General features: G+C 63.6%; 22 protein-coding genes. 10 read left to right on the top strand and 12 right to left on the bottom strand.

Going from position 1 to position 22,889, the window contains the following annotated elements; genetic code table 11:
* The first annotated feature begins 1 nt into the window (after position 1).
* The 10 genes from EV286_RS23160 (at position 2) to EV286_RS23115 (ending at position 8,981) form a co-directional block, all read left to right on the top strand.
* The gene (locus EV286_RS23160; protein ID WP_132959541.1) at positions 2–781 is read left to right on the top strand and encodes a carbon-nitrogen hydrolase family protein; all 780 of its coding nucleotides are present in this window, start codon (positions 2–4) and stop codon (positions 779–781) included.
* Positions 782–897: 116 nt separating this feature from the next.
* The gene (locus tag EV286_RS23155; RefSeq protein ID WP_132959540.1) at positions 898–1,257 is read left to right on the top strand and encodes a hypothetical protein; all 360 of its coding nucleotides are present in this window, start codon (positions 898–900) and stop codon (positions 1,255–1,257) included.
* 51 nt (positions 1,258–1,308) lie between these two features.
* Positions 1,309–1,893: a histidine phosphatase family protein gene (locus EV286_RS23150; protein ID WP_132959539.1), complete on the top strand. Its 585-nt coding sequence runs from the start codon at positions 1,309–1,311 to the stop codon at positions 1,891–1,893.
* 264 nt (positions 1,894–2,157) lie between these two features.
* Complete coding sequence (locus EV286_RS23145) at positions 2,158–3,204, top strand: LacI family DNA-binding transcriptional regulator (RefSeq protein ID WP_165932919.1); 1,047 nt, start codon at positions 2,158–2,160, stop codon at positions 3,202–3,204.
* A 4-nt stretch (positions 3,205–3,208) separates the two neighbouring features.
* A complete protein-coding gene (locus tag EV286_RS23140) occupies positions 3,209–4,042 on the top strand; it encodes an inositol monophosphatase (protein ID WP_165932918.1) in 834 nt (277 codons plus the stop codon).
* Between the two features lie 31 nt (positions 4,043–4,073).
* A complete protein-coding gene (locus EV286_RS23135; protein ID WP_132959536.1) occupies positions 4,074–5,321 on the top strand; it encodes an extracellular solute-binding protein in 1,248 nt (415 codons plus the stop codon).
* 67 nt (positions 5,322–5,388) lie between these two features.
* A complete protein-coding gene (locus tag EV286_RS23130) occupies positions 5,389–6,447 on the top strand; it encodes an ABC transporter ATP-binding protein (RefSeq protein WP_132959535.1) in 1,059 nt (352 codons plus the stop codon).
* Positions 6,444–7,322 (top strand): ABC transporter permease, encoded by an 879-nt coding sequence (locus EV286_RS23125; RefSeq protein ID WP_132959534.1) that lies wholly within the window; start codon positions 6,444–6,446, stop codon positions 7,320–7,322. The genes EV286_RS23130 and EV286_RS23125 overlap by 4 nt, the downstream gene beginning before the upstream one ends.
* Before the next feature lie 2 nt (positions 7,323–7,324).
* On the top strand, positions 7,325–8,161 hold the full coding sequence (locus EV286_RS23120) for an ABC transporter permease (RefSeq protein WP_207909915.1): 837 nt from the start codon (positions 7,325–7,327) through the stop codon (positions 8,159–8,161).
* Positions 8,162–8,177: 16 nt separating this feature from the next.
* Complete coding sequence (locus EV286_RS23115; RefSeq protein ID WP_165932917.1) at positions 8,178–8,981, top strand: glycerophosphodiester phosphodiesterase family protein; 804 nt, start codon at positions 8,178–8,180, stop codon at positions 8,979–8,981.
* A gap of 46 nt (positions 8,982–9,027) precedes the next feature.
* Here EV286_RS23115 and EV286_RS23110 read toward each other — a convergent pair whose 3' ends face one another.
* The 12 genes from EV286_RS23110 to EV286_RS23055 all read right to left on the bottom strand — a co-directional run bounded on the left by EV286_RS23110 (position 9,028) and on the right by EV286_RS23055 (position 22,887).
* Positions 9,028–9,681: a methionine ABC transporter permease gene (locus EV286_RS23110; RefSeq protein ID WP_132959532.1), complete on the bottom strand. Its 654-nt coding sequence runs from the start codon at positions 9,679–9,681 to the stop codon at positions 9,028–9,030.
* Positions 9,662–10,744, bottom strand: coding sequence for a methionine ABC transporter ATP-binding protein (locus tag EV286_RS23105; RefSeq protein ID WP_132959837.1), 1,083 nt, complete (start codon positions 10,742–10,744; stop codon positions 9,662–9,664). Before EV286_RS23105 ends, EV286_RS23110 begins: the two co-directional genes overlap by 20 nt.
* A 108-nt stretch (positions 10,745–10,852) precedes the next feature.
* A complete protein-coding gene (locus EV286_RS23100; protein WP_132959531.1) occupies positions 10,853–11,689 on the bottom strand; it encodes a MetQ/NlpA family lipoprotein in 837 nt (278 codons plus the stop codon).
* A gap of 188 nt (positions 11,690–11,877) precedes the next feature.
* Positions 11,878–12,927 carry a DUF2218 domain-containing protein gene (locus tag EV286_RS23095; RefSeq protein WP_132959530.1) on the bottom strand — a complete coding sequence of 350 codons (1,050 nt, stop codon included), beginning with the start codon at positions 12,925–12,927 and terminating at the stop codon, positions 11,878–11,880.
* Entirely contained in the window at positions 12,917–14,923 is a 2,007-nt protein-coding gene (gene fhuB, locus EV286_RS23090; protein ID WP_132959529.1) for a Fe(3+)-hydroxamate ABC transporter permease FhuB, read from the bottom strand. Before fhuB ends, EV286_RS23095 begins: the two co-directional genes overlap by 11 nt.
* Positions 14,907–15,782, bottom strand: a complete 876-nt coding sequence (locus EV286_RS23085) for an ABC transporter substrate-binding protein (RefSeq protein WP_132959528.1) — start codon at positions 15,780–15,782, stop codon at positions 14,907–14,909. The genes fhuB and EV286_RS23085 overlap by 17 nt, the downstream gene beginning before the upstream one ends.
* A gap of 4 nt (positions 15,783–15,786) precedes the next feature.
* Complete coding sequence (locus tag EV286_RS23080) at positions 15,787–16,566, bottom strand: ATP-binding cassette domain-containing protein (RefSeq protein ID WP_132959527.1); 780 nt, start codon at positions 16,564–16,566, stop codon at positions 15,787–15,789.
* A gap of 91 nt (positions 16,567–16,657) precedes the next feature.
* On the bottom strand, positions 16,658–18,835 hold the full coding sequence (locus tag EV286_RS23075) for a TonB-dependent siderophore receptor (protein ID WP_132959526.1): 2,178 nt from the start codon (positions 18,833–18,835) through the stop codon (positions 16,658–16,660).
* A 169-nt stretch (positions 18,836–19,004) separates the two neighbouring features.
* On the bottom strand, positions 19,005–19,889 hold the full coding sequence (locus tag EV286_RS23070) for an AraC family transcriptional regulator (RefSeq protein WP_132959525.1): 885 nt from the start codon (positions 19,887–19,889) through the stop codon (positions 19,005–19,007).
* 197 nt (positions 19,890–20,086) lie between these two features.
* A complete protein-coding gene (locus EV286_RS23065; protein ID WP_132959524.1) occupies positions 20,087–20,752 on the bottom strand; it encodes an SMC-Scp complex subunit ScpB in 666 nt (221 codons plus the stop codon).
* Positions 20,753–20,755: 3 nt separating this feature from the next.
* Positions 20,756–21,697, bottom strand: a complete 942-nt coding sequence (locus tag EV286_RS23060; RefSeq protein WP_348633582.1) for a DUF1403 family protein — start codon at positions 21,695–21,697, stop codon at positions 20,756–20,758.
* Positions 21,698–21,789: 92 nt separating this feature from the next.
* A complete protein-coding gene (locus EV286_RS23055; RefSeq protein WP_132959522.1) occupies positions 21,790–22,887 on the bottom strand; it encodes an aminotransferase class V-fold PLP-dependent enzyme in 1,098 nt (365 codons plus the stop codon).
* Between the last annotated feature and the right edge of the window lie 2 nt (positions 22,888–22,889).

The following is a 22,889-nucleotide window of genomic DNA, read 5'->3' as shown; positions in this document are numbered from 1 at the left end:
CATGCACCTTGCAGCCCTGCAGATGCAGGCCGTCACCGGCAATGTGGAGGCCAACATTTCCCGCATCGCCCGCGCCGCCCGCGAAGCGGCCGCCAATGGCGCCGACCTGCTGGTCGCGCCGGAACTGGCGGTAACGGGCTACGGCGCCGGCGAGGCGTTTCGTGATCTTGCCACGCCTCCTGACGGCCAAGTCGCCGAGGCGATCGGCCGGATCGCACGCGAGACGGGCCTCGCAATCGTCACGGGCTTTCCGGAGCGCGCAGGCGATACCGTCTACAACAGTGCTCTCGTTACCGACGGCAAGAGCCTGCGCAACATCTATCGCAAATCCCATCTCTACGGCACCTATGAGCGCGCCTGGTTCAAGCCGGAGCCACCCGCCTCCGTGCTTGCAAACGTCGGCGGCGTCACCATCGGCGTCCTCATCTGCTACGATGTCGAATTCCCCGAAAACGTCCGCCGGCTGGCGCAGGCCGGCGCCGATCTTGTCGTCGTCCCGACCGCCCTGCCGGAGGGCTGGTCCGGCAGCTTCATCGCCGACAAGATGATCCAGGTGCGTGCCTTCGAAAACCAGGTCTTCGTAGCCTATGTCAATCATTGCGGTGCCGACGAGGCGTTCACCTATGCCGGCCTGTCGCGCATAGTGGCGCCCGATGGGACGTTGCTCGCCAAGGCGCCCGCCGAGGGCGAAATGCTGCTTTCCGCCATTATCCGGCCCGACGAATTTGCGCGGTCGCGAGCCGAGAACACCTATCTTGCCGATCTGATCCCGCCCGCCTGAAATTATCAGGCGGGATCTCGGCGCGGCACAGATGCCGTTTTTGCGATTTGCTCTTCCGCCGGGAAACGCTAGATTTAACTGGCGAACAGTCAAAATGGCTTGGGAGGAGCGATTTCATGAAAAGAATGTGGCCGGAGGAATTCAATTCCATTCTCGACGGCGCTGAGGTCGTCATGCTGGAGGCGGTGAATACCGAAGACGGCGCCCCGATATCAAGGAAGGCGCTCAAGGTCCGCATTCCCATGGAACGGTACGAGCAGATCTGGCCCCTTGCAGAGATGCGCTTTCGCCTTAGCGACGGCGCCTTTGCCGGCAAGGCGATCACGTTGATCGCCACGAACCCTCACTATCATCCCTGGCATCCGGCGGATGGCGGCAACGTGGAGAATGTTGCCGACAGCGGCCGGCACTACACGACCAATTATGTCGTCGTGCACTTTCTTCTCGACGACGTCAGGGAAGAAACCGCCGCCTAGGCATGGCCGCGGAATGCGAACGATAGGTGAAGGGAATCGAAAGGCCTCGTGATGAGCACTGCATTTCCAGAAATCTATCTTGTTCGGCATGGAGAGACGGAATGGAGTTCGTCCGGACGGCATACCGGCCGGACGGACATTCCGCTAACCACGGCGGGCGAAACCGCTGCCCGCGGGGTGGCTGGCCGCCTGCCGGATCGGCAGTTTTCGGTCGTCTGGTCGAGCCCGTCCCTTCGCGCCAAAACGACCTCGGAGCTCGCCGGCTTCGGGTCTGCAAGGGTGGTAAGAGACGAGCTGGCCGAATGGGACTACGGGGCCTATGAGGGCCTGACCACCAAGCAGATTCTGGCCGAGCGCCCCGGCTGGGACCTCTTCCGGGACGGTTGCCCCAGGGGTGAAGCCGCCGCGGATGTCGGTGCACGCGCCGACACCATCATCGGCGAACTCCGTGGTCTGAACGAGACGGCGCTCATCTTCTCGAGCGCCCATTTCCTCAGGGTTTTCGTCGCGCGTTGGCTTGGACTGCCGCCGGAAGGCGGGAGCCATTTCGTGCTCGATACCACGAGCATCAGCGTTCTCGGCTATGAGCACGACCTGACCGAGCCCGTGGTCAGGCGCTGGAACCAGGTCCGCTGACCCGCTGTTCCACCTGACTCCCCTACCCTACCTTTAGCGGCGGAGACCGTCGCACGCGGTCCGTTGTGGCGACCTGCTCAAAAAGCGACTCGGTTGTTATTCCGCTGTCACAAGCCGGGCTTAAGAGTCGCCTGTTTCCAAGACAGAGAGAGCTTTGAACCGTGGCCGCCGCAACTGATCGTTCATCGATGGTAATACGTACTACCACCCCGAGAGTCGATGACTGTGTGCCTTCCGTCAATCCGGGCGAGGCAGGCTGAAGCGATGACAAACGGCAAGTCGAAAGGGCCTGGCTCAGTCACATCGCGAGACGTCGCAAAAGCGGCGAAGGTCTCGCAGGCGCTGGTCAGCCGGGCATTTACCGGCCACGGCCGCATCGCGCCTGAAACCCGCGAGCGAATCCTCAAGGTCGCCGACGACATCGGCTGGCAGCCGAACGCACTGGCGCGCAGCATGGTGACGGGCGATGCACCACTCGTTGCGGTCATCACGACGCGGCTCCATTTCGACTGGCGTGCGCAGGTCCTCTCCCATCTCCTGAAGGCGGTCCAGGAATGGCATCTCAAGCCGCTCCTTTTCTACGCCGAAAGCGACGACCAGGTGGACCGGCTGCTGGAGGAATCGATCGGCTGGCGCACGCGCGGCGTGATCGTCACCGCCGGCAACGTGCAGACGAAGCGTGCCGAAGCAATCCTTTCCGGTGGTCGATTTTTCGCCGCCCTCAACCGACCGGCGAACCATCCGGGCGCGTTTTCCATCGCGACCGACAATACCAGGGGCGGCGCGACTGCCGCATCGCTGCTTCTCGCCGAGGGCCGCAGGCGCTTTCTGGTCATCAGCGGCCCGCAAGACAGCTGGGCGCCTTCGCTTCGCGCGAATGGCTTCATGGCTGCCATTCGCGCGCAGGGCGAGGCGGTAACGGTTTGGCACAACGAGACCATGACGATCGAAGCCGGCAAGGATTGTGCCAGTGCCTTCCTCGCGCTCCCTGCCGGTGCGCGCCCGGACGCGGTCTTCGCGACCAACGACGCGTTGGCGCTCGGCTTCATGGATGGCCTGCGCGGCAAGGTCTCAATCCCCGACGATCTCTCGCTGATCGGCTTCGACAACCTGCCGGCATCTTCCTGGACACCCTACCAGCTGACGACCTTTGAGCAGCCGCTCGACGAGATGGTGAGCCGCATCGTCGACTACGTGAACCTGCACCAGCAGCTCGATGGCCGCCACGATCCCACAAGGACCAGCGACAACGGGCTCGTTCATTGCTCCCCGAAAATCATCCTCCGTTCCACCACAAAAGCAGACCAGTGATCAAATGCCGGACACACGCATAACAACAGGACGCGCGATTGTCGAAAGGGCCGGTAAAAGCGCCCTCGCCTTCTTTCGCACAGCGCAACTCGCCAAAAGCGACAAAGGACAAGGCGATGTCGTAACCGAGGCTGACTTCGCCATCGAGCGGACGCTTCGAGAAGCAATTGCCGCATCCTTTCCTGAGGACCAGATCATCGGTGAGGAACTTGGTGGCGAAGCCAGTGCCGAAGGTTTCACCTGGCTTATCGATCCGATCGACGGCACGGTGAATTTCAGCCGTCACATCGGCTACTTCTGCGTCTCGCTCGCCTTGCTGGAGCAGGGTCGACCAATCGCCGCCTGGATCCTCGACCCTGTGCTCGACGAACTCTTCTGGGCGGATCCGAACGGCAATGCCTTCCTGGGAGACAAGCCGATCCGTTGCGCCGGCGAGACCGATTTCATCTCCGCAGTAATCGGTCTTGGCTTTTCGCCTCGCCACGAGAGGGCGCTTTATTCCGAGGTCACGGAAAGAATCATCGCCGCAGGTGGTGAGTACCGCAGGCTCGGGGCCGGAGCGCTTTGCCTCGCCCATGTCGCCGCGGGCCGCCTAGACGCCTACGCCGAGCCGCACATGAACCCCTGGGATGCGGTCGGTGGCCTGTACATCGCGCGCTGCGCCGGCGCCGTTACCCTCGATTATTTCTCGGCCGGCGGCCTCAGCCACGGCGCGCCCGCCTTCGCAGCCTCTCCGGCGGTCGCCGGAAAACTGCTGGGCATTCTGCCCGAACCATTTTCCGGCACTCCGCTTCATCGGGAAAATGACCTGCGGAGTGCCGGAGAAGCCGCGATCTAACTCGCGTCCTCAACCCTAACGGAGACGACAAATGAAAACCTTCATTGCAGCGTCCATTGCTGTCCTTCTCGGCACCGCAGCCTATGCGGCGGAGCCCGTCGGGTCGGACAAGTTCAATACCGAACCCGGATTCGATCTGTCAAAGCTCTCGGCCGACAATTTTTACGACGTCGTCGTGCCGCTCGCCAAAAAGGAAGGCAGCGTCACCCTTTTCGATTTCACGGATTCCTTCGCACCGCTCTTCACCGAGCACCTGATCCCGGAATTCGAGAAGAAGTACGGCATCAGCGTTGAGTATCTGAGAGGCGAAGGTGCGGCTGCCATCCAGCAGCTGATCGCCGCCCACAATTCCGGCTCAAAGGCTCCTGCGGACGCCTATTTCATCAGCTCGGGCAACCTCGGCACCGTGATGAAGGGTGGCGTCGTCGCCAACATCGCCCTCAACAGCGTGCTCCCGAGCGGCGCAGCCCTTGATCCGGCAATCGCCACGTCGACGGGCGGCTACCAGCACGGCGGCGCCTACCTCCCCTTCCATCGCAACCAGACGGCCATCATCTACGACACGCGTACCGTGCCGACGGACAAGGCGCCTGACGATCTCGACTCGTTGCTTGCATGGGCACAGGCCAATCCCGGCAAATTCATCGTCACCTCGCCGACGGGCGGCGGCTCCGGCAGCGGCTTTCTGCAGTCGATCACCTTCGCCAAGGTCACGGGTGACGCGTGCCGCGCGACGCTCACCGACTATTCCATCACCGAGGAACAGGCCAAGGCATTCGCGGCAAGCGACTGCATGACGCCAGTCTGGGACTACTACAAGCAACTGCTTCCGGTCGTCGAGCTCACCAAGGGCAACTCCGACACGCTGACGCTCATCGGCAACGGCGCCGGCTCCATCGGCACCGTCTGGGAAGACATGACGTACGATTTCGTCGGTCGCGGTCTCCTGCCGCCGACCGTGCGCCTGGAGCTCCTGAAGAGCGGCCAGGTGGGGGGTGGCGATGGCGCCTTCCTGCCGGTTGGCGGCGAGCATCCTGCGGCAGGTCTCCTCCTCCTCGACTTCCTCGTCTCGCATGACGCCCAGCTCGAGAAGCTGAAGATCAACGGCTCGCGCTCGGCCCGGACGGATATCGATCCGGCTGCAAGCTTCACGCCGGAGGAAGTGGCTCGCCTCATCCCGACGGACCAGTTCGCGACGCGCAGGCTGCAGAACATGCCGGCGGTGCTGAACACTGTGCTCGGCGCCTACGCGACTGCCAACCTGCTTCGCACCAACTGACCTCCTCCACTGACCCGGGGATGGCGTCGCCCAAGCGGTGCCATCCCTGACTTCACGGTGTCCGTTCATGAATACGTCGCTTTCCATCCGCCGCCTCGCCAAGCATTTCGACGGCGTGCAGGCCCTCAAGAGCCTCGACCTCGAAATCCCTGCCGGCCGCCTGGTAACGCTGCTCGGTCCCTCGGGCTGCGGCAAGACCACGCTGCTGCGCATGATCGCCGGCATTTCCGACCCGACCGCCGGAGAAATCTGGCTTGCCGGCCGTCGTATCGAGGACGTCGCACCGGAGAGGCGCAATTTCGGCATGGTCTTCCAGACCTACGCGCTCTTCCCGCATATGAGCGTGGAAAAGAACGTTGCCTTCGGCCTGGAGATGCGGGGTATCAAGAAGGCCGAGATCGCGCGCCGCGTGGCGGCGGCCCTCGATCTCGTCGGACTTGCCCATCTCGGCAAGCGATTGCCGCGCCAGCTCTCGGGCGGCCAGCAGCAGCGCGTGGCGCTCGCCCGCGCCGTGGTCATCGAGCCTGACGTGTTGCTGTTCGACGAGCCGCTTTCCAATCTCGACGCCAAGCTGCGCGACACGCTGCGCGAGGACCTGCGCATCCTGCAGAAGAAGCTCGGCATCACCTCCGTCTATGTCACGCACGACCAGTCGGAGGCCATGGCACTCGCGGATGAGATCGTGGTGATGAAGGATGGCGAGATCGTCGAGCGCGGCACGCCGATCGACCTCTACCGCCGGCCTACCTACCGCTTCACCGCGGAGTTCCTGGGCATGACCAACGTCATCGGCGGCGACCTGTCAGGCAACCAGTGCCGCCTGCCCTGGGGCGCCGTCCGGCAGGTGGAAAATCCCGGCGAGAAGGATGCCGAGGGTATCGCGATCCGGCCCGAGGATATCGGCATCGAGGCTGCCGACGGCGAGTTCGACGGCGTCATCGAGCACGCGGTCTTCATGGGCGCGGCAATTCACTACCAGGTTCGCGCCGCCGGCCACACGCTGCGCGTTCTCAGCACCGGCGGCCAGAATGGCGTGCTGGAAGCCGGGCAGCAGGTGAAGCTCACCCCTCCCCCCGCCGTGCACCTGTTGAAGACCTTCCGACCAGCCGAGCGGGTGCCCGTATGAACCACACGGCGCGCGCACAAACCCTCGCCCTGGCGCTTTGCCTCCTGCCCGGCGTCGGCTACCTGCTCCTCTTCTTCGGACTGCCGCTTGTGCGGGTCCTGGCGGGCAGCTTCGTCAGTCCCGGCGAGAATGCGCCGCTATTCACGCTCGAAGTCTGGCATACGCTGCTGACGACCCCCGTATACCTCGACGGCCTGCGGTTCTCGCTCTGGCTGGCGATAGCCCCGACCGTGCTCAGCCTCTTGATCAGCCTGCCGCTTGCAGCACTCATGCAGGCGAACGAGACCAGCCGGAAACTATTCGGCGCTCTCTATCGCATACCGCTCGTCGTGCCCGGCATCATCGCGGCGTTCCTCGTTCTGATCATGCTGGATCGCGGCGGCATGGTGGCGCGCGTTCTTGCGCCGCTCGGCATCACCCTGCCGAAGCTCGTGCGCGACAGCTGGGGCATCGGCGCGATCATCGCCTCGTCCTGGAAGAACATCCCCTTCATGACGCTCATCATCGCCGGCGCCATGGCCTCGATCAACAAGGACGTGCTCGCCGCGGCACGCACGCTTGGCGCCAATCGCCTCGTCATCCTGTGGCGGGTGCAGCTGCCGCTCGCCCAGCCCGGCATCACCGCGGCCGTGCTGCTGACCTTCATCAGCTCTATCGGCTCCTTCGTCATTCCCAATCTGGTCGGCCCCACCTACCCGCTGCCGCTCAGCGTCCAGATGTACACGGAGGGCTTCCAGAACGGCAATTGGCCGCTGGTCTACGCGATGGGAACGCTGCTCAGCATCGTCGCGATCATCGTGCTGCTGCTCTACTACGCCGTCCTCGGCTCCATGAATAAGAGCAGCTCGCGGGCGCGCTCCGGGCGGGAGGGTTGAGCATGGCTTCGACGCATGCGCGCCGTTCACAATTCTGGGTCGGCACCGGCCTCTACGGCTACCTCGTCTTGACACTGTTCCTGCCTCTCATCGTCATCTCGCTTTGGGCGTTCTACGACCCTGCCGTCGGCTGGTTCCCGCCGGACATCCTGCCGCGTTCGCTGTCTCTTTCTGCCTGGAAGGAGGTGCTGGCTGATCGGGAGATCCTGCCTTCGCTGATGCTCAGTCTTGTCGTTTCGGTCTTGGTCACCGTCCTGACCTGCGTCCTCGCCTTCCCGACGGCCTGGGCGCTGGCACGCTTTCCATTCAGGCTGAAGAGGGCGATCGAGGTCTTCATCCTGGCGCCGATGATCGTGCCGGGCATCGTGATCGCGGTCGGCCTGGGCGAGCTCTTCTTCAGCCTCGGCCTTTCCGGCACCGTTCTCGGCGTCGTCCTTGTCCAGACCGTCGGCACCCTGCCGCTGATGATCCGCATCCTTGCAGCGACCCTCGAGGGCATTCCGGAAGAGCTGATCCTCGCGGCCCGCACGCTCGGCGCTACCCCTCGGACTGCCGTCATGCGCATTGCTTTGCCGCTTGCCTGGCCCGGCTTTCTTGCAGGCGGGCTCCTCAACTTCATCGCCTCCTTCGAGGAGTTCGAGAAGAGCTTCATGGTCGGTGCGCCGAAGGTGCAGACACTGGCCGTACGGCTCTGGAGCTATCTCGGCGGTGAGGTGCTGGTCCTTCCGACGGCAGCCGTCGTCACCTTCCTCCTGCTCGTCCCCATGCTCGTCCTCTTCCTCGTCGCCGAAAGGCTCATGAAGGACGATGTCATGGCTGCGGGCCTCGGCAAACTCTAACTTCAGGGAGCTTTTCATGACTTTCAGCTTTTTCGCCGGACCGGCCGGCCACATCCACATCTGCGGTCATCGCGGCCACAGCGTCGGCGCACCGGAAAACACCATCGCCGCGTTCAAGGCCGCGCGTGACCTCGGCGGGACGACCTGCGAGATCGATACCGTCCTGACGAAGGACAACGAGATCGTCGTCCTTCACGATCTCTTCGTCGATCGCACGTCCAGCGGTTCGGGTGCCGTGAAGGATCTGACCGCCGCCGAAATCGCCTCGCTCGATGCCGGCTCGTGGTTCGGCACGGACTTTGCCGGCGAACACATCCCGACGCTTCGGCAGGCACTCAAGGCGGCACGAGAACTCGATCTCGGCTTCGAGATCGAGATCAAGGAAAAGCTCAATCTCGACGGCTATATCGCCGCCCTGAAGGACGCGCTTTCCGATCCCGCCGACCGCGAACGCGTGATGATGATCTCCTTCGATCATGTGAGCCTGAAGGCGGTGAAGGCTGCCATTCCGGACATCAAGACGGGCGGCATCGCCCATGAACGCTATGGCGATCCGGTGGCCGTCGCGCGTTCAGCGGATCTCGACGAACTCTGCATCGACCTTTCGGTCTTCGACCCTGTTGATGCCGAGCGAATTCATGCAGCCGGCATAGCGATCCGTTGCCACGCCTATCATCCCGCCGCCATGGCAAAGGCGGCGGCCGCGGGCCTGGACTGGAGCGATGTGCTTGACTCCGCAATCCGCAACGGCCTCGTCGACACGGTCTCGGGCGACGACGTCGCCTGGGTGAAGGCTTTCGTGGACAAGGTTGGCGGCTGATTGTTTTCGGAGCCGCAGGATTGTTCCTGCGGCTCCGTGTTACCCGCTAGCGCCGATCGAGCCTGGCAACAAGCCGGTCGCCGAGCCATTGGATGCCGCAGACGAGAACGATCAGGACGATTACGACCGCAATCATCACGTTCGTCTCGAAACGCTGGTAGCCGTAGCGGATCGCAAGATCGCCGAGCCCACCCGCACCGATGGCGCCGGCCATGGCCGAGGCACCGATGAGAGTAACCAGCGTCACGGTGAACCCCGCGACGATGCCCGGAAGCGCTTCCGGAACCAGCACCTCTCTGATGATCGTCCAGCGATTCCCGCCCATTGCGCGTACGGCATCGATCAGGCCGCGATCGACCTCGCGCAGCGAGACTTCCGCGATCCGCGCGTAGTAGGGCGTCGCGGCAATGGCGAGAGGCACGATTGCGGCCCAGGTGCCGAGCGCCGTGCCGACGATGAGACGCGTCACCGGAATGAGCGCGACCAGCAGGATAATGAAGGGCACCGAGCGGAAGCCGTTGATGACCGCTCCGAGCACGCGGTTGATCCACGGGTTCTCGGCGATGCCGCCGCGCGCGGTGACGACCAGGGCGAGCCCAAGCGGCAGGCCGGCGACCAGCGAGATCAGGCCGGAAGCCCCCGTCATCAGGATCGTCTCCCAAAGGGAGCGAACGAAAAGCTCAAGCATGATCGGTGTCATAGCCAAGTACCTCTACCCGTGCGGACCGGGCCGTCAGAAATTGCTGCACCTTGCCTGAAAGCGTGGCGTCGCGTGTCGGGACAGCGATGAAGAAGCGTGCCACCGGTTGGCCCTGGATGTGGTCTATCCCGCCATGAACGAGGCGGAAGGAATGCGGCAGCGCGGCTGACAGATCAGCGAAGAGTGCGCCCTGCGCCGCCGGACCGGCGAGATCGACGCTGAGTATCGCCTCGGCACCAGCGGTCGGAGACAGCCGAGCTGCTATCTGGGCCGGCAGCTGCGGCCGGATGCCTCCAAGCAGGCTCCTGGTGATATCCGTCTGCGGATCGGCAAACACCGACCAGACCTGCCCCTCCTCGACGATCCGACCTGCATCGATGACGGCAACGCGGTCGGCGATGTCGCGCACCACCTCCATCTCGTGCGTGATGAGCAGGATCGTCAGCCCGAGCTTGCGATTGATGTCCTTGAGCAGGGTAAGAATGGAACGCGTGGTCTCCGGATCGAGCGCGGATGTCGCCTCGTCCGAGAGCAGAAGCACGGGCCGTGCGGCAAGGGCGCGGGCAATGCCGACGCGCTGCTTCTGGCCGCCTGACAGCGAGGCGGGGAAGGCCTTGGCCTTGTCGGAAAGACCGACGAGATCGAGGAGTTCCGCTGCCCGCTTCAGGCGCTCCGCACGCGCCACACCCGCGATCTTCAGCGGCAGCGCCACGTTCTCCTCCACCGTCTTGGCAGACAGAAGGTTGAAATGCTGGAAGATCATGCCGATGCGCCGGCGCAGGGGCTGAAGCTCCCTCTCGGTGAGATCCGTTATCCTGGTTCCCTGGACATGGATTTCGCCTGCATCGACACGCTCGAGACCATTGAGGCAACGGATAAGCGTCGACTTTCCGGCGCCGCTGCGGCCGATGAGACCGAGAACTTCACCCCTGTGGATGCTGAGCGAAACACCGTCCAGCGCTGCGGTCTGTGCGAAGTGGCGCGTCACCCCGGTGAGCCGCACGACCTCTTCGACCGCCTCTGTCGGCGCCTCGATTTGCGAGGCGGAGACAAGTGAATTCATCATCGTTCCTTTTCAATGCCGAAGCGGCCCGGCAGGAATTGCCTGGGCCGCCCGGGTTGCAATGGGAGGCTGTTCCTCGTCGCGCGAGGAACCAATGAGGCGAAAGCCTCAATAGGCGCTGAGGCCCGTACCCTTGTAGACCTTGTCGAACTCCGCCTTGACCGTATCGTTCTGATAGGCGGAAACGAGGGTCTTGACCCATTCCTCGTTTTCGTTGCCCTGCTTGACGGCAATGAAGTTGCGGTAGGGATTGTCCGCGATCGGCTCCTGCGCGATGCGATTATCAGGCGTGAGGCCGCTCTTCAGCGCCCAGTCCGTATTGACGACGGCAGCGTCGAGATCCTCGATCGAACGGCCGACGATACCGGCATCAAGTTCCTTGATTTCGACCTTCTTCGGATTCTCGGTGACGTCGGCGATCGTCGCCAGGATGCCGGTGCCATCCTTGAGCTTGATGACGCCTTCGTTCTGCAGCACGCGCAGAGCGCGGCCCTCGTTCGAAGGATCGTTCGGCACGCCGATCACGGCGCCTTCCGGCAGTTCGGAAACCTGCTTGAACTTCTTGGTGTAGAGGCCGATCGGCCAGACGCCGGTGTAGCCCACCGGCACGATGTGGTAGCCGTGGGTGTTGACCTGGTTGTCGAGGTAGGGCTTGTGCTGGAAGGCGTTTGCGTCGATTTCGCCACGCTCCAGCGCCTCGTTCGGCTGGGTATAGTCGTTGAAGGTGATCGTCTCGATCGTAAGGCCCTTCTTGGCCGCTGCGGCCGCAACGACCCGCCATACGTCCTCGTCCTCGCCGCTCATGATGCCGACCTTGATCGACTTGTCTTCGGCAAAGGAAGGCGCCGGCGCCGAAAAGGCGAGCACGGACGCGGCCGACACGGCGAGCGCGGCAAGCGTGGCGCGGCGCGAAAGGCGGAGCGAACTGGTTTTCGTGTTCTTCATTGTATTTGTCCCGTCTATTTATGGAGGACCGAGCCTCGGAGCGGACGGATAATCGCAAAAGGAGGCGCGCGAGACGAAGTACGGGCGTCTCTTATGTTGCAGTGCACTGAAAAACTCTGCCCGCAGGCACCCAAAGCTGGAGATAATATTCTATAATTTTTGTGGAATACCGCGGCGAAGGGCGGCCGTCACCGCTCCCAATAGGCGCCGATGCTCATCAGTTGCCTGTCGCGGTGAAGGCCGTTCTTGAGGTAGTCGCGGATGGCTTTGGCTTCTGCTCGTTCGCAGCCGACCCAGACGAAGGTTTCCGAACTGCAGGTCGAAACCGCAAGCCTGACCGCCTTTTCGATCATGCGCGTGGTCCCGGCTGCTGCACCATTGCGATATAGCCAGGTGAGGTCGAGGTGGCCGGCGGAAGGCAACGGCTGCTCTTCGGAAGGATTGTCGACCTCAATGAAAAGCTTCAGGCGCGTGCCGGCGGGGACCTCGGCGGCGATGCGCGAGATTGCCGGCAGCGCGGTCTCGTCGCCGGCAAGGATCAGGTCGCTTGCCTTTGGCACTCCGCCGCCACCCGGACCGAGCAGGCCGGCGCGATCGCCGGGTTTGGCGTTGGCCGCCCAGCTGGCACCGGGCATGCCTTCGCCTTCATGCAGGACGAAGTCGATATCCATGGTGCCCGCCCCAACATCGACGTTGCGGATCGTGTAGATGCGAACGGCAAGCTCGTCGTCGCCCTTCGGCCACTCGATGCGGCCATCCGGGCGCCTGCGCGGCCATACGGGAACACGACCCGTGGGCGGGATCAGCAGCCGCACATGCAAACCACCATCGAGGAAGCTCACGGGGCTGGCACAGGCAACCGTCACGCGGCGCATGTGAGGCGTGATGTTGCGCGCGCCTACAACTTCGATCTCGTGGAAATCAGGCAGGCGCGAGGTGGGCGGAGGGTCCGACCAGCTGAGGTCGAATGGCTCCTCGCCGGCAAACATGAAGAGATGTTCGGCAATCACGTTCTGGACGGCGTTCAACATTTGCGCCGTCGGGCAGGAAAGCCGGATTGAGAGGCTGTTGCCGACGATGTTGATGTCCGCCGTGCCGATCTCGCTTTCCAGCCTTGCCGCGTCGCCATTTCGGCTGACCTGGCTATGCTCGACAAAATGCTTGCAGACCTCGTCCAGCATCCTTCGTGGATCGACGGGCGTTGCGATGCCGGATGTCCTGAAGCTTTCAGCCATCATTACGGGCCTCTTTCTTTGTGAGCAGCCAGATCAGGTAAGGCCCGCCGATCAGCGCTGCGAACAATCCCACCGGGATCTGGTAGGGATAGATGACGACGCGCGATAAGAAATCGGCGGCGATCAGTACGCCGGCGCCGAGAAGCAGGCTCGCCGCCAGCTGCCGCCCAGGCGTCTGGAAGCCCAGGAGCCGCGCGAGATGGGGCGCGATCAACCCTGTCAGGCTTAGCGGGCCGACGAGGAACGAGGCGATTGCCGTCATGAAGGCGGCGATCACCGCAAGTAGCAGCCGGCTCGCCTTCAGCGAAAGGCCGAGGGAACGGCCCGCATTGTCCCCAAGCGGAAGAATGGCGAGCCAACGGCTGAGGAATGGCAAGGGAGCTGTAAGCACGATCAGCGAGATCACAGCCGTCCAGGCTTCGAAGGCGCCCGCGCGGTTCGTCGAACCCGAAAGCCATGTCAGGAGGATGTAGCCGCGCATGTCGCCCTGCGCGAGCACCATGGTGATGATCGCCATGGAGAAGGCGCCGATGGCGATCCCGGCGAGCAGCAGGCGTTCCGGCGCGAATTGCGCCCGCGCGGCAATCGCGACCATCAGGAGGAAGGAGCCAAGTGCGCCGATCGCCATGCTGAGCAGCATAACAACGGGCGAGGGAAAACCGAATAGGAACAGCGCAATGGTAAGCCCTGCCCCGCCGCCAGTGCTGACGCCGAGCACTTCAGGGCTCGCGATCGGATTTCCCGTGACGCGCTGCATGATGAAGCCGGCGGCTGCCAGCATCGCACCGGCTCCCGCAGCGGCAACGGAGCGTGGCAGCCGGAAGGGCAAGAGATCCGAGAAGAGCTGCCCGGTCGCAATGTGCCAGCCGTCATCGCCAGGTCCGACCGCCAGCACGACGATAAACAGCGCACCGACCGCCACTGCGAGAGCAGCGAACGGGAAGCCAGGCCTTGCAATCCTTTTGAAGGCGGCAACCGGCTTGGCCGTGATCGCGGAGAAGGAATGAACCCGCGGCAGCAGGAACAGGATCAACGGCCCGCCGAGGAGCGCCGTCGCCGCGCCCGTCGGCGCAAGATCCGAGAAACCGGGACCGAGAAGCTGGACGATGCAATCGGTGAAAAAGAGAAGACCAGCACCGACGAGTGGCGCCACCAGCATGACCTGCCCTGTCGTCCGCGCTCCACCAAGACGCGCGACGACCGGCGCGGCAAGGCCGAGGAAACCCACGACACCGACCAGCGTGGTGACCGACGCCGAAAGCCAGACCGCAAGCGACAGGACGGCAAAGCGTGTTGCATGGAGCGCGAGGCCGAGGCTTTTGGCACTGGTATCGTCAAGCGCGAGGACCCGCAGCGGCCGAAGCAGCATCATGGTTGCAGCAACGCCGAGCAAGAGCCGCGGCGCAAGTGTCAGCACGCCGTTCCAATCCTGCTGGCTGAGCGAACCCGCACCCCAGATGTAGATGGACATGGCGTATTCGCCCCGCGCCAGGATGATGGTCACGCTGAGTGCAGCGGCAATCAGGGTGATGATCATGCCCGAGAGCGCGACCGTGACCGGATCGAGGCAGCGTCTCCAGCTGAGGCAAAGTACGATCCCGACCGCCGCAAGCCCGCCGCCGAAGGCAACCAGCTCTCGTGGAAGACCGAGGAGGAGTGGCGAGAAGCTCATCATCGCCGTCATCGCGAGTTGCGCACCGGAAGCGATGCCAAGGGTCGACGCATCGGCGATCGGATTGCGCAGCACCCTTTGCAACAATGCGCCGGAGAGGCCCAGGCTGGCGCCGACGATCAGGGCAAGCACCGCGCGCGGCATCATGCTGTCCCAGAGCAGAACGGCGTTCAGAAGTGACGCGTCCTGCGCATTCGCAGGGAGCTGCGGCCTTAGCCACAGGAGCAGTGCAAAGGCGCTACCGCAGAGGACTGCGAGCAGGCTTACACCGGCGACAGGCAGGCGCAACGGCGGCGAGCGCAGCACCGGACTAGCCGTTCCGTGCATGGGTCAGGCCCTCCGCAAGAAGATCGGCAAAGCGCCCGGCCGCCGGCAGCGCGCCGTACGGATTGATCGAGCCAAGCGTCAGTACCCGGCCCTCGCGCACCGCCGGCAGAGCGTTCCAGAAGGCACTCGCCTTTAACGTTGCAAGCGCATCCTCCGGATGCGGCGGAATCAGCACGATCCAGGCATCGGGCATGCTCGCAAGCGTCTCGATGCCGACAGGCGCCATCGCCGAATAGCTTGTCGCGCCCTGCCAGGCGTTCTTCAGCCCCACGCGTTTCAGCACCTCCCCGAACATGCTGTCGGAGCCGAAGACGCGATAGTGACGCGCGTCGCCGAGATTGATGGGGAGCACCGGTCGGCTGTCGCCGGCGACGAAGACCGAGCGGTACCGCTCCAGGCGCGCTGCGAGGCCTTCCGTCAGCCGTCTTGCGGCCGGCAGCTGCAGCCGCTCGCCGATGGCCAGCGTCGACTGCTCGGCCAGCACATAGGGATTGCCGCCCGGTGCATAGATGGTGTGGGTCTCGACGGGCGCGATCGGGCTCATCCGGCCGTCGGCCCAGGCGTAGAAATTCGAGTTGAAGATGAGATCAGGCTGAGCGAAGCGCAGCACTTCGAAATTGGGCGTACCGCGCAAGCCGAGATCGGCGACCGATGCAGGCACCTCCGGCGTCACCGCCACCTGCCTGAATTGCCTGAGCTCGGTCCCCGCGACGACATTTGCGCCGATCGCCAGCAGCGTTTCCAACAGCGCCCAATCGAGCGTCGCGACGCGCAGCGCCGGCTGCGCACGCACCATACCCGGCGCAGCAATCCATGCTGCCGCATATGCGAGAAATGTCCTGCGGGTGATGATGGCCATGGTCCTAGAGCAGATAGCTGACCGGCTCGTTTCGAGCCGGATGTGAAAAGACGCCCATGCCGATGCCGAAAATCGACTCCAGCATCTGCGCCTGCATGATGCTTGCCGGCGCGCCCCGGGCGATGATCCTGCCGCGGTTAAGCGCGATGATCTCGTCGCAGTAGCGTGACGCCAGGTTGATATCGTGCAGCACGATGACGACGGTCAGCCCACGTTCATGGCTGAGCGACTGGACGAGCGAGAGTATCGCCGCCTGATGAGCGAGATCGAGCGCCGAAGTCGGTTCGTCGAGAAGCAGGCAACGCGCATTCTGGGCGAGCATCATCGCAATCCATGCGCGCTGGCGCTCCCCTCCAGACATGCTGGCGACCGTGCGGTCGGCGAAATCGGCGAGATCGGTCGATGCCATGGCTTCCTCGACCATCGAGCGGTCTGCCGCAGTAAAGCGGCCGAGCGTGCCATGCCATGGAAACCGGCCGAGGGAGACAAGTTCGCGCACGGTCATGCCGTCGGTCGCTGGCGTGAATTGCGGCATGTAGGCAATGTTGCGCGCAAATGCCCGCCCGCCCCAGGTAGCCGCCGGCCGGCCCTCCATGGCAAGCGTGCCGGATGTGGGTACCGTCTGCCGCGCCAGCAGCTTCATGAGCGTGCTCTTGCCTGAGCCATTTGGTCCGACGAGCCCGTAGATGCGGCCACTTTCCAGCTGAAGGTCGATGCCGGTGAGAATCGGCCTCGTTCCTGCGGCATAGGCGACATCTGCCATGGTCAGAAAGGACTCGGACATGCATGAAACTCCGGGAATAAATTCAAAGCCTGCCCGGAGACGCGTCATTCCGGGCAGGCGTTACCTGCTAAACTATACTGCGATTGTCAACTTACCATTTCTTGCTGAGCCTGAAGATTGCCGTGCGGGCATCGCCATAGCCGCAAACTGTCAGGCCGCCGCAGCCTTCGACATAGTCCTTATCGAAGACGTTCGTGACGTTGAGGGCGGCCTCCCAGTTGTCCCTTTCGTAGCGGATGGCGGCGTCGAAGACGGTGGCGGTAGGCACCTTCGCCGTGTTGGCTTCGTCTGCCCAGGACCAGCCCTGATAGCGCACGCCTGCGCCGAAGCTGACGCCCTCCCAAGCGGTGGTGGTGACGGTGTAGTCGAGCCACAGCGCGGCCGTCGTCCTCGGGACGATGTATGGCGACTTGCCGATGAGCGTCGGGTCCTGCTCGTTCTCGGTCACCTCGAGGTCCGTATAGGCAAAGGAGCCGAGGAGCCTCCAGTTCTCGTTCAGATTTACCTTGCCCTCCAGCTCGGCGCCGCGGGATTCCACTTCGCCAAGCTGGCTCTGGGCAAAGGTCACCGGGTTCGTCACCGTGTTGTTGCGCTTGGTGATGTGGAAGACGGAAGCAGTGAACACGCCGTCGACAAAGGTCGGCTCATACTTCACGCCACCCTCGACCTGATAGCCGTCCTCGGGCACGAGCGGACCGGAAACGCCCGTTCCGATCAGCGGATTGAAGAAGCTCGCGACGCTGACATAAGGCGTCACGCCATTTGCAAATTCATAGGCAAGGCCGGCACGGCCGCTGAGCGCACTATCGTTCGAATCGTAGCTGGTGCCAATCACCGCGTCGGATTCGGTATCGACATGATCGTAGCGGCCGTTCAGCGTGACCAGCCAGCCATCGCCGAAGTGGATCTGGTCCTGCGCATAAAGACCGATCTGCTTCTGCGTCACGACGTTGTCTGCATAGACGAAATTGGGACCCTGCGGCGTCCCATAGATCGGGTCCGTCGCGCTGATCGGATTTGAGCCGCAGCAAGCCTGCCAGTTGTCCAAGCGGTAATACTTGTAGTCGAGACCGGCCATCAGGTCATGGGTCGTGCCGGCAAACTCCGCCTCGCCGTTGAGGCGGTTATCGATCGCGAATGTATCGACCTTGGAACGGCCCTCGAAGCCGATGCGCGCCAGTTCATAGTCCGGACCAGTCGGCTCTCCGCCCACCCAGCCGTTGAGATACGGACCGACCTCGTGCTTGTCGAGGTGGCCATAACGGAAGTTCTGCGAGAAGGTGATTCCGTTCTCGAACTCGTGCTCGAATTCGTAGCCGACCATCTTCTGGACATAACTTCCGTCATCGATGCTCGGCTCGCCATAGAACGCATCGCGCTTGATCTTGCCAAACGGCGCGTCCACGACCGTTCCGACATAGGGGAAGAAGCCGTTGCCCGTGTGCACCTGATCGAGGCCGCCGATATAACCCCATGCGGTGAAGCTGGTGGATTCGTCCGGCGACACGGTGATCTGCGGCATGATGAAACCGCGGAAGTCTTTGGAGAAGTCGGAATAGTTGTCGCCGCCGGCGACCTTGCCGGTCAGGCGGTAGGTCATGGTGTCGCTGGAGCCGACGCGATCGGAGAAGTCGATGCCGGTAAACGCGTTGCCGTTACTGTTGATGCCGATGTCCGTATAGAACAGCGGCTCATCGAGCGGGCGCTTGCGCACGAGATTGACGATGCCGCCCGGATTGGCGCCGCCATAGAGCACCGAAGCCGGTCCCTTCAGCACTTCGACGCGCTCCAGCATGAAGGGATCGATCTGGAAGCCGCCGAAGCCGTAGCTGAAGAGCGTCAGATTATCGAGGAAGACCCCGGTCTGGGTGGCGTTGAAACCACGAATGTAGAACCAGTCGGTGTCGGCGTCGTTGCCGAAGGGCTGCGCGGTCACGCCCGGCGTATAGAGCAGCGCCTCGTCGACCTTGTTGACGACGCCGCGATCATCCATCTCCTGCGTTCTGATCACCGAAACGGACTGCGGAATCTCATTGATCGGCGTGTCGGACTTTGAGCCTGTGGACGTATCCTTCGCCACATATCCGTCGACGGGGCCGGTCGCCGCTGTCTCTGAGGCGGCCACACCGCCCTGGCCGCCCTGGATAACGACGGGCTTCAGCGTCGTTGGTTCCTGCGCCAGCGCCGGCCATGGGGCTGCCAAACCCGCCGCGGTAACACCTGCCAGCAAATTCGCCTTGAAAATGAGACCCCCGGTCTGCCTGTACATATGGTCTACCCTACTCGTGCCGCCTCGCCCCAGCGGGGATGCGGCAATGCCCAGAAATAAGCTGAGTGATTAACTCAAATTTTACGACCGGGCTTGTCGCGATCCCGGGAAATTGAACGCTCTTGGGCAATTTTTCACGGCGCGGGGAATTGCCCCGATCCAGGCCTGCTCAGGCGAGCTGGGCCTTCTTCCAGTCGGCAGGTGTCGTGCCGAGATTCTTGCGGAATACTCGGGTGAAATGCGCCTGATCGGAGAAGCCGGTCTCCGCGGCAATGCTGGTCAACGGATGCTGTCCCTGCATGAGAAGCTGCTTGGCCCGTTCGAGGCGCGCATTGGTCTGCCACTGGTGGGGAGCGATGCCGGTGGAGGCCTTGAAAGCGTGGCTGAAATGCGACTGCGAAAGGCCGGTGAGATTGGCAAGTTCCTCGAGCCGGATATTGCGAAGGCAATTCTCGCGAATGAAATCGGTCGCGCGGCGCAGCTGCCATGCCGCAAGCCTGCTGCGCTTGCGGGAGGGCGTTTTAGTCAACTTCATCAGGTCGATGATCAGCGAGAGGCAGAGCCCGTCTCCGTAGAGATCGTGCAGCGGCTCCGGGTTGACGCATTCCGCGGCGATGAGCTTCGCGAGCGACAGTATCCGCTCATCGGAAAAGAGCAGACGCGGGTCTTCCAGACGTCTCGGATCGATGCTTTCGCCGAGCCTGCGGCTGATGACATCCGCGTCGAAATGAAGATCGAGATGGCGGACGAATTCCACGTCCACCAGGTCGGCCCATAATTCCATGCCTGCCGGGACGTAGGAGATCGGATGTTGCTGCCTGTCCTGTGTCGCAGCCGTGCCCTTGGGCTTCAGCCGCACGCTGGAGCGCCCACGCCCGCGCATGTCGAGCAGGATGAAGAGACGCGGATCGTTGGCGACATAGTAGCCGCCGGCATGGGGCGCGCATTCCACATCCCAGACGTCGGCAACGATACCATTCCAATACCGTCGGTTCACCCCGCCGAGCACGGAAAAGCCCTGTATCCTGTTCTGCATTCGCGGTTGAAACGTCATTCCCGATCGCACGTCCCCGCCGGGTCGCCGGCATAAACCTTCATCTTACACTCAAGTTTATTTATAGAATGCGCGCTGCAATGACAATTGCAAAAAGGCAACGCCGCGCTGCGTTTGCGCCCGGTGTATCAGAGTATGACGGCCAAAAGATGCACAGCACCGGCGGTGTTGGCCGCGGTCAACTCGTCGGATGGTCGCTACTCCTGCTCGCCGTCCTTATCCGGCTCGTCAAGTGAGCCATCGGAAAAGCCGCGCCTGCTCAGCAGTCCCGCATCCTCCAGCATTTCGGCATCGGGGAGGTCGCGGAGCGTATCGAGGCCGAAGGCGGAGAGGAATGCCGGCGTTGTAACATAGGTATAAGGTGCGCCAGGCATGGGACTGCGCGGACCCGAGGCGACGAAGCCCGCGTCCCGCAACGCGGCGATGGTATCGCGGCTCACCTCTCTGCCGAAGATGCCGGAAAGCTCGGCCCGCGTCATCGGCTGGAAATATCCGATCGCCATCAGCACCATCGCCTCATGCTGCGAAAGCGATGCCGTCGTGGAGGTCGGCGCACCGGCCATGCGGATCGCCTCGGCATAGGCAGGTTTCGTGCGGTGTTGCCAGCCGCCGGCAACCGCAACCAGCTCATAGGGCCGCCCGCGCAGCTCCGCCCTGATATCGTCGATGATGAGGTCGACATTGCAGCCCCTGCCGACCAGACGCGCAAGTGTGTCGCGTGCGACGGGCGTCGCAGAAGCGAAAATGACCGCCTCGACGCGCGCCATCCACTCGCGCCAGCGCAGCTCGGGCGGCAGATGGGAAAGCTCGGTGTCGAACACCGCTTCCGGCTCCTCGCTCCTTGCCTTCGCCCGCCCTGCCATCGCCTAAAGCCCGTAAATGCGGAAGGTGGAACGACCAGAGAGCTCGCGCACGGCGTCGAAACTGACCAGTCGCTCGAAGAGCCGGCGCGAAGCCCAGCGGGTGAGCCTTTCGGTCCGCAACGAACCGGACACGGCGTCCTCGTCGAGCAGAAGGCGGATCGCCTCCCCCGCGCCCTTCGCGCGCAGTTTCGGCACCGCGGCTGCAAGACGGTCCGCGCGCCGAGCCATCTCGCGCCCCAGCCGGCAGGCCTCGGCAGCAGCGACCGCAACGGCAACGCACACGGCCTTCTCGAAATCGGCTTCGCCGGGCAAGACCCTGCCGCGGCCGGTCTGTGTCCGGAATGCTGCCGACTGGCGCTGGGCAACGAGCCCGGGAACTGGCTGCGACCAGCCCATCTTCTGTGCCAGGACGCGGTCGGCGAGCCACCAGCCGAGAAGCTCGGCATCGGGCCGCGCTGCATGGATCTCTGCAACAACCTGTGCCGCGGCGAGCGGTGCGGGTAGCTGGTCCCGGAGAAGGCCTTTGACGCGGAGGATCGCAGCGACGAGGTCGTCGTTCCACCGCAGGCCCGCCAGCTCCGCGATCGGTCGCAAGGCTTCCGGCTCGATCGCAATGTTCTGCCTGCCGAGCCGTCTCCACGCAGCGAGAATATTGCCGGCCGGCCCGGGATCGTCGCCCGGGGCGCGCAGGATCCAGGCATCGCGTAGCGCCGCCTCGTCTTCGTTGCGCCCGGCGAGCCGCGTGGCGACAACCGCGCATTTCAGGGAAAGCCGCTGGCGCCAGGCACCAGCCCATGGCGGCTGCGAGCCCACGAGCTGGTCAAGGGAATTGAGTGCGGCGCCCGCCAAAAAGGCGGCCTCGGCCATCGTCGCGACCGGCCCGGAAGGCGTTGCCCAGGCCGGCACAAGAGGCGGCTCAACAACCGCCCTTTTCGGATCTGCCAAGTCTCGAATCATCCCAAGAGCTTAGGTTACAGGTTCGCAAAGCGCATCCGGATTCTGCCGGTCACGCACAGCGGATTGTCGTCGTACCACCCTTAGCGCCCGCCATAGATCGCAGCGACCTTGTCGGCGCCAGCGCCGATGTCCAAGCCCAGACCGAGCAGCTTCGAGGCCTGACCATAGGCAACCACGTTCGAAAGGACGCAGTCGAAGCGCGCGCGCGCTCCGGTATGGTTCAGCCGTACCAGCCGTTCCGTTCCGGCCCCGAAGCCGCGGGAGGCTCCGACGCCGAGTGAATTGACCGCCTCGATGAGTTCGCGCATGTCGAGGGAATCAGGCGCACGGACGACCGTGACAAGGTTGGAGGCCTCGTTCGCCTCGACCCAGAGCGTCGCGCCAAGTGCAGCCAGCCCTTCACGCGTGGCAAGAGCCGCAAGCGTGTGGCGCGCGACGACATTGTCGAGGCCCTCGCTTTCGATCTGCTCCAGGGCCGCATCAAGCGCGAAGAATTCATGCGGCGCCGGCGTGCCGGGCAAGACGCCGCGCCCTGCATCGAGCCATGCCCGATGATCGCGCAGCGACAGGATCGAATTGGCCGGGCCATCGGCCTCCGCGACCAGTCGCCAGCCGCGCGGGCTGACGGCAACCGCGGAAACCCCCGCGGGGCCGCCGAGCCCCTTCTGCGGACCGACAATCGTCAGATCCACGCCGAGGTCGTCGACGGCCAGCGGATGCCCACCGATCGAGGCGACGGCATCGACGACGGTGACGATGTTGCGGGCCCGAGCAAGGGCCAGAATGTCCTCGATGGGATTGAGGATACCGCTTGCCGATTCCGCATGCACGACTGACAAGACGCCTATCTCGGGACGCGCCTCGAGCGTCGCGGCAACGGCAGCGATTGAAACCGGAAGGCCGGGGGCGGCTTCAAGCTCATGGACGACGGCCCGTCCGCGCCGCAACCACTCGCCGAACCAGCTGCCATAGGGGCTGGTTACGATGTTGAGCGCTACCAGTCCGGGCCTCGCGATGCTTGACGCGACCGCCTCCAGAGCGACCACCGCCTCCGCCTGCACCATCAGCACGTCGTTGCGGGTATGCATGATCCGCGCCAGGCGATCGGCCAGCGTGGCATAGCGAGCGGCCGGAAAAGCCGGAACGTCCCGCAATGGGTTCCAATATCCATAGGTCATAG

The organism is Rhizobium sp. BK251 (genome assembly GCF_004345245.1).
Taxonomy (GTDB): domain Bacteria; phylum Pseudomonadota; class Alphaproteobacteria; order Rhizobiales; family Rhizobiaceae; genus Rhizobium.
This window is presented reverse-complemented; position numbering and strand designations above follow the sequence as displayed.

What these genes read in the sequence shown, in the direction of transcription:
- EV286_RS23160 (WP_132959541.1), top strand. Translation starts at nt 2, where the DNA reads ATGCACCTTGCAGCCCTGCAGATGCAGGCCGTCACCGGCAATGTGGAG.
- fhuB (WP_132959529.1), bottom strand. Translation starts at nt 14,923, where the DNA reads ATGCACGGAACGGCTAGTCCGGTGCTGCGCTCGCCGCCGTTGCGCCTG.
- EV286_RS23150 (WP_132959539.1), top strand. Translation starts at nt 1,309, where the DNA reads ATGAGCACTGCATTTCCAGAAATCTATCTTGTTCGGCATGGAGAGACG.
- EV286_RS23055 (WP_132959522.1), bottom strand. Translation starts at nt 22,887, where the DNA reads ATGACCTATGGATATTGGAACCCATTGCGGGACGTTCCGGCTTTTCCG.
- EV286_RS23135 (WP_132959536.1), top strand. Translation starts at nt 4,074, where the DNA reads ATGAAAACCTTCATTGCAGCGTCCATTGCTGTCCTTCTCGGCACCGCA.
- EV286_RS23080 (WP_132959527.1), bottom strand. Translation starts at nt 16,566, where the DNA reads ATGTCCGAGTCCTTTCTGACCATGGCAGATGTCGCCTATGCCGCAGGA.
- EV286_RS23115 (WP_165932917.1), top strand. Translation starts at nt 8,178, where the DNA reads ATGACTTTCAGCTTTTTCGCCGGACCGGCCGGCCACATCCACATCTGC.
- EV286_RS23155 (WP_132959540.1), top strand. Translation starts at nt 898, where the DNA reads ATGAAAAGAATGTGGCCGGAGGAATTCAATTCCATTCTCGACGGCGCT.
- EV286_RS23075 (WP_132959526.1), bottom strand. Translation starts at nt 18,835, where the DNA reads ATGTACAGGCAGACCGGGGGTCTCATTTTCAAGGCGAATTTGCTGGCA.
- EV286_RS23140 (WP_165932918.1), top strand. Translation starts at nt 3,209, where the DNA reads ATGCCGGACACACGCATAACAACAGGACGCGCGATTGTCGAAAGGGCC.
- EV286_RS23125 (WP_132959534.1), top strand. Translation starts at nt 6,444, where the DNA reads ATGAACCACACGGCGCGCGCACAAACCCTCGCCCTGGCGCTTTGCCTC.
- EV286_RS23095 (WP_132959530.1), bottom strand. Translation starts at nt 12,927, where the DNA reads ATGATGGCTGAAAGCTTCAGGACATCCGGCATCGCAACGCCCGTCGAT.
- EV286_RS23120 (WP_207909915.1), top strand. Translation starts at nt 7,325, where the DNA reads ATGGCTTCGACGCATGCGCGCCGTTCACAATTCTGGGTCGGCACCGGC.
- EV286_RS23070 (WP_132959525.1), bottom strand. Translation starts at nt 19,889, where the DNA reads ATGACGTTTCAACCGCGAATGCAGAACAGGATACAGGGCTTTTCCGTG.
- EV286_RS23105 (WP_132959837.1), bottom strand. Translation starts at nt 10,744, where the DNA reads ATGAATTCACTTGTCTCCGCCTCGCAAATCGAGGCGCCGACAGAGGCG.
- EV286_RS23100 (WP_132959531.1), bottom strand. Translation starts at nt 11,689, where the DNA reads ATGAAGAACACGAAAACCAGTTCGCTCCGCCTTTCGCGCCGCGCCACG.
- EV286_RS23145 (WP_165932919.1), top strand. Translation starts at nt 2,158, where the DNA reads ATGACAAACGGCAAGTCGAAAGGGCCTGGCTCAGTCACATCGCGAGAC.
- EV286_RS23085 (WP_132959528.1), bottom strand. Translation starts at nt 15,782, where the DNA reads ATGGCCATCATCACCCGCAGGACATTTCTCGCATATGCGGCAGCATGG.
- EV286_RS23130 (WP_132959535.1), top strand. Translation starts at nt 5,389, where the DNA reads ATGAATACGTCGCTTTCCATCCGCCGCCTCGCCAAGCATTTCGACGGC.
- EV286_RS23110 (WP_132959532.1), bottom strand. Translation starts at nt 9,681, where the DNA reads ATGACACCGATCATGCTTGAGCTTTTCGTTCGCTCCCTTTGGGAGACG.
- EV286_RS23065 (WP_132959524.1), bottom strand. Translation starts at nt 20,752, where the DNA reads ATGGCAGGGCGGGCGAAGGCAAGGAGCGAGGAGCCGGAAGCGGTGTTC.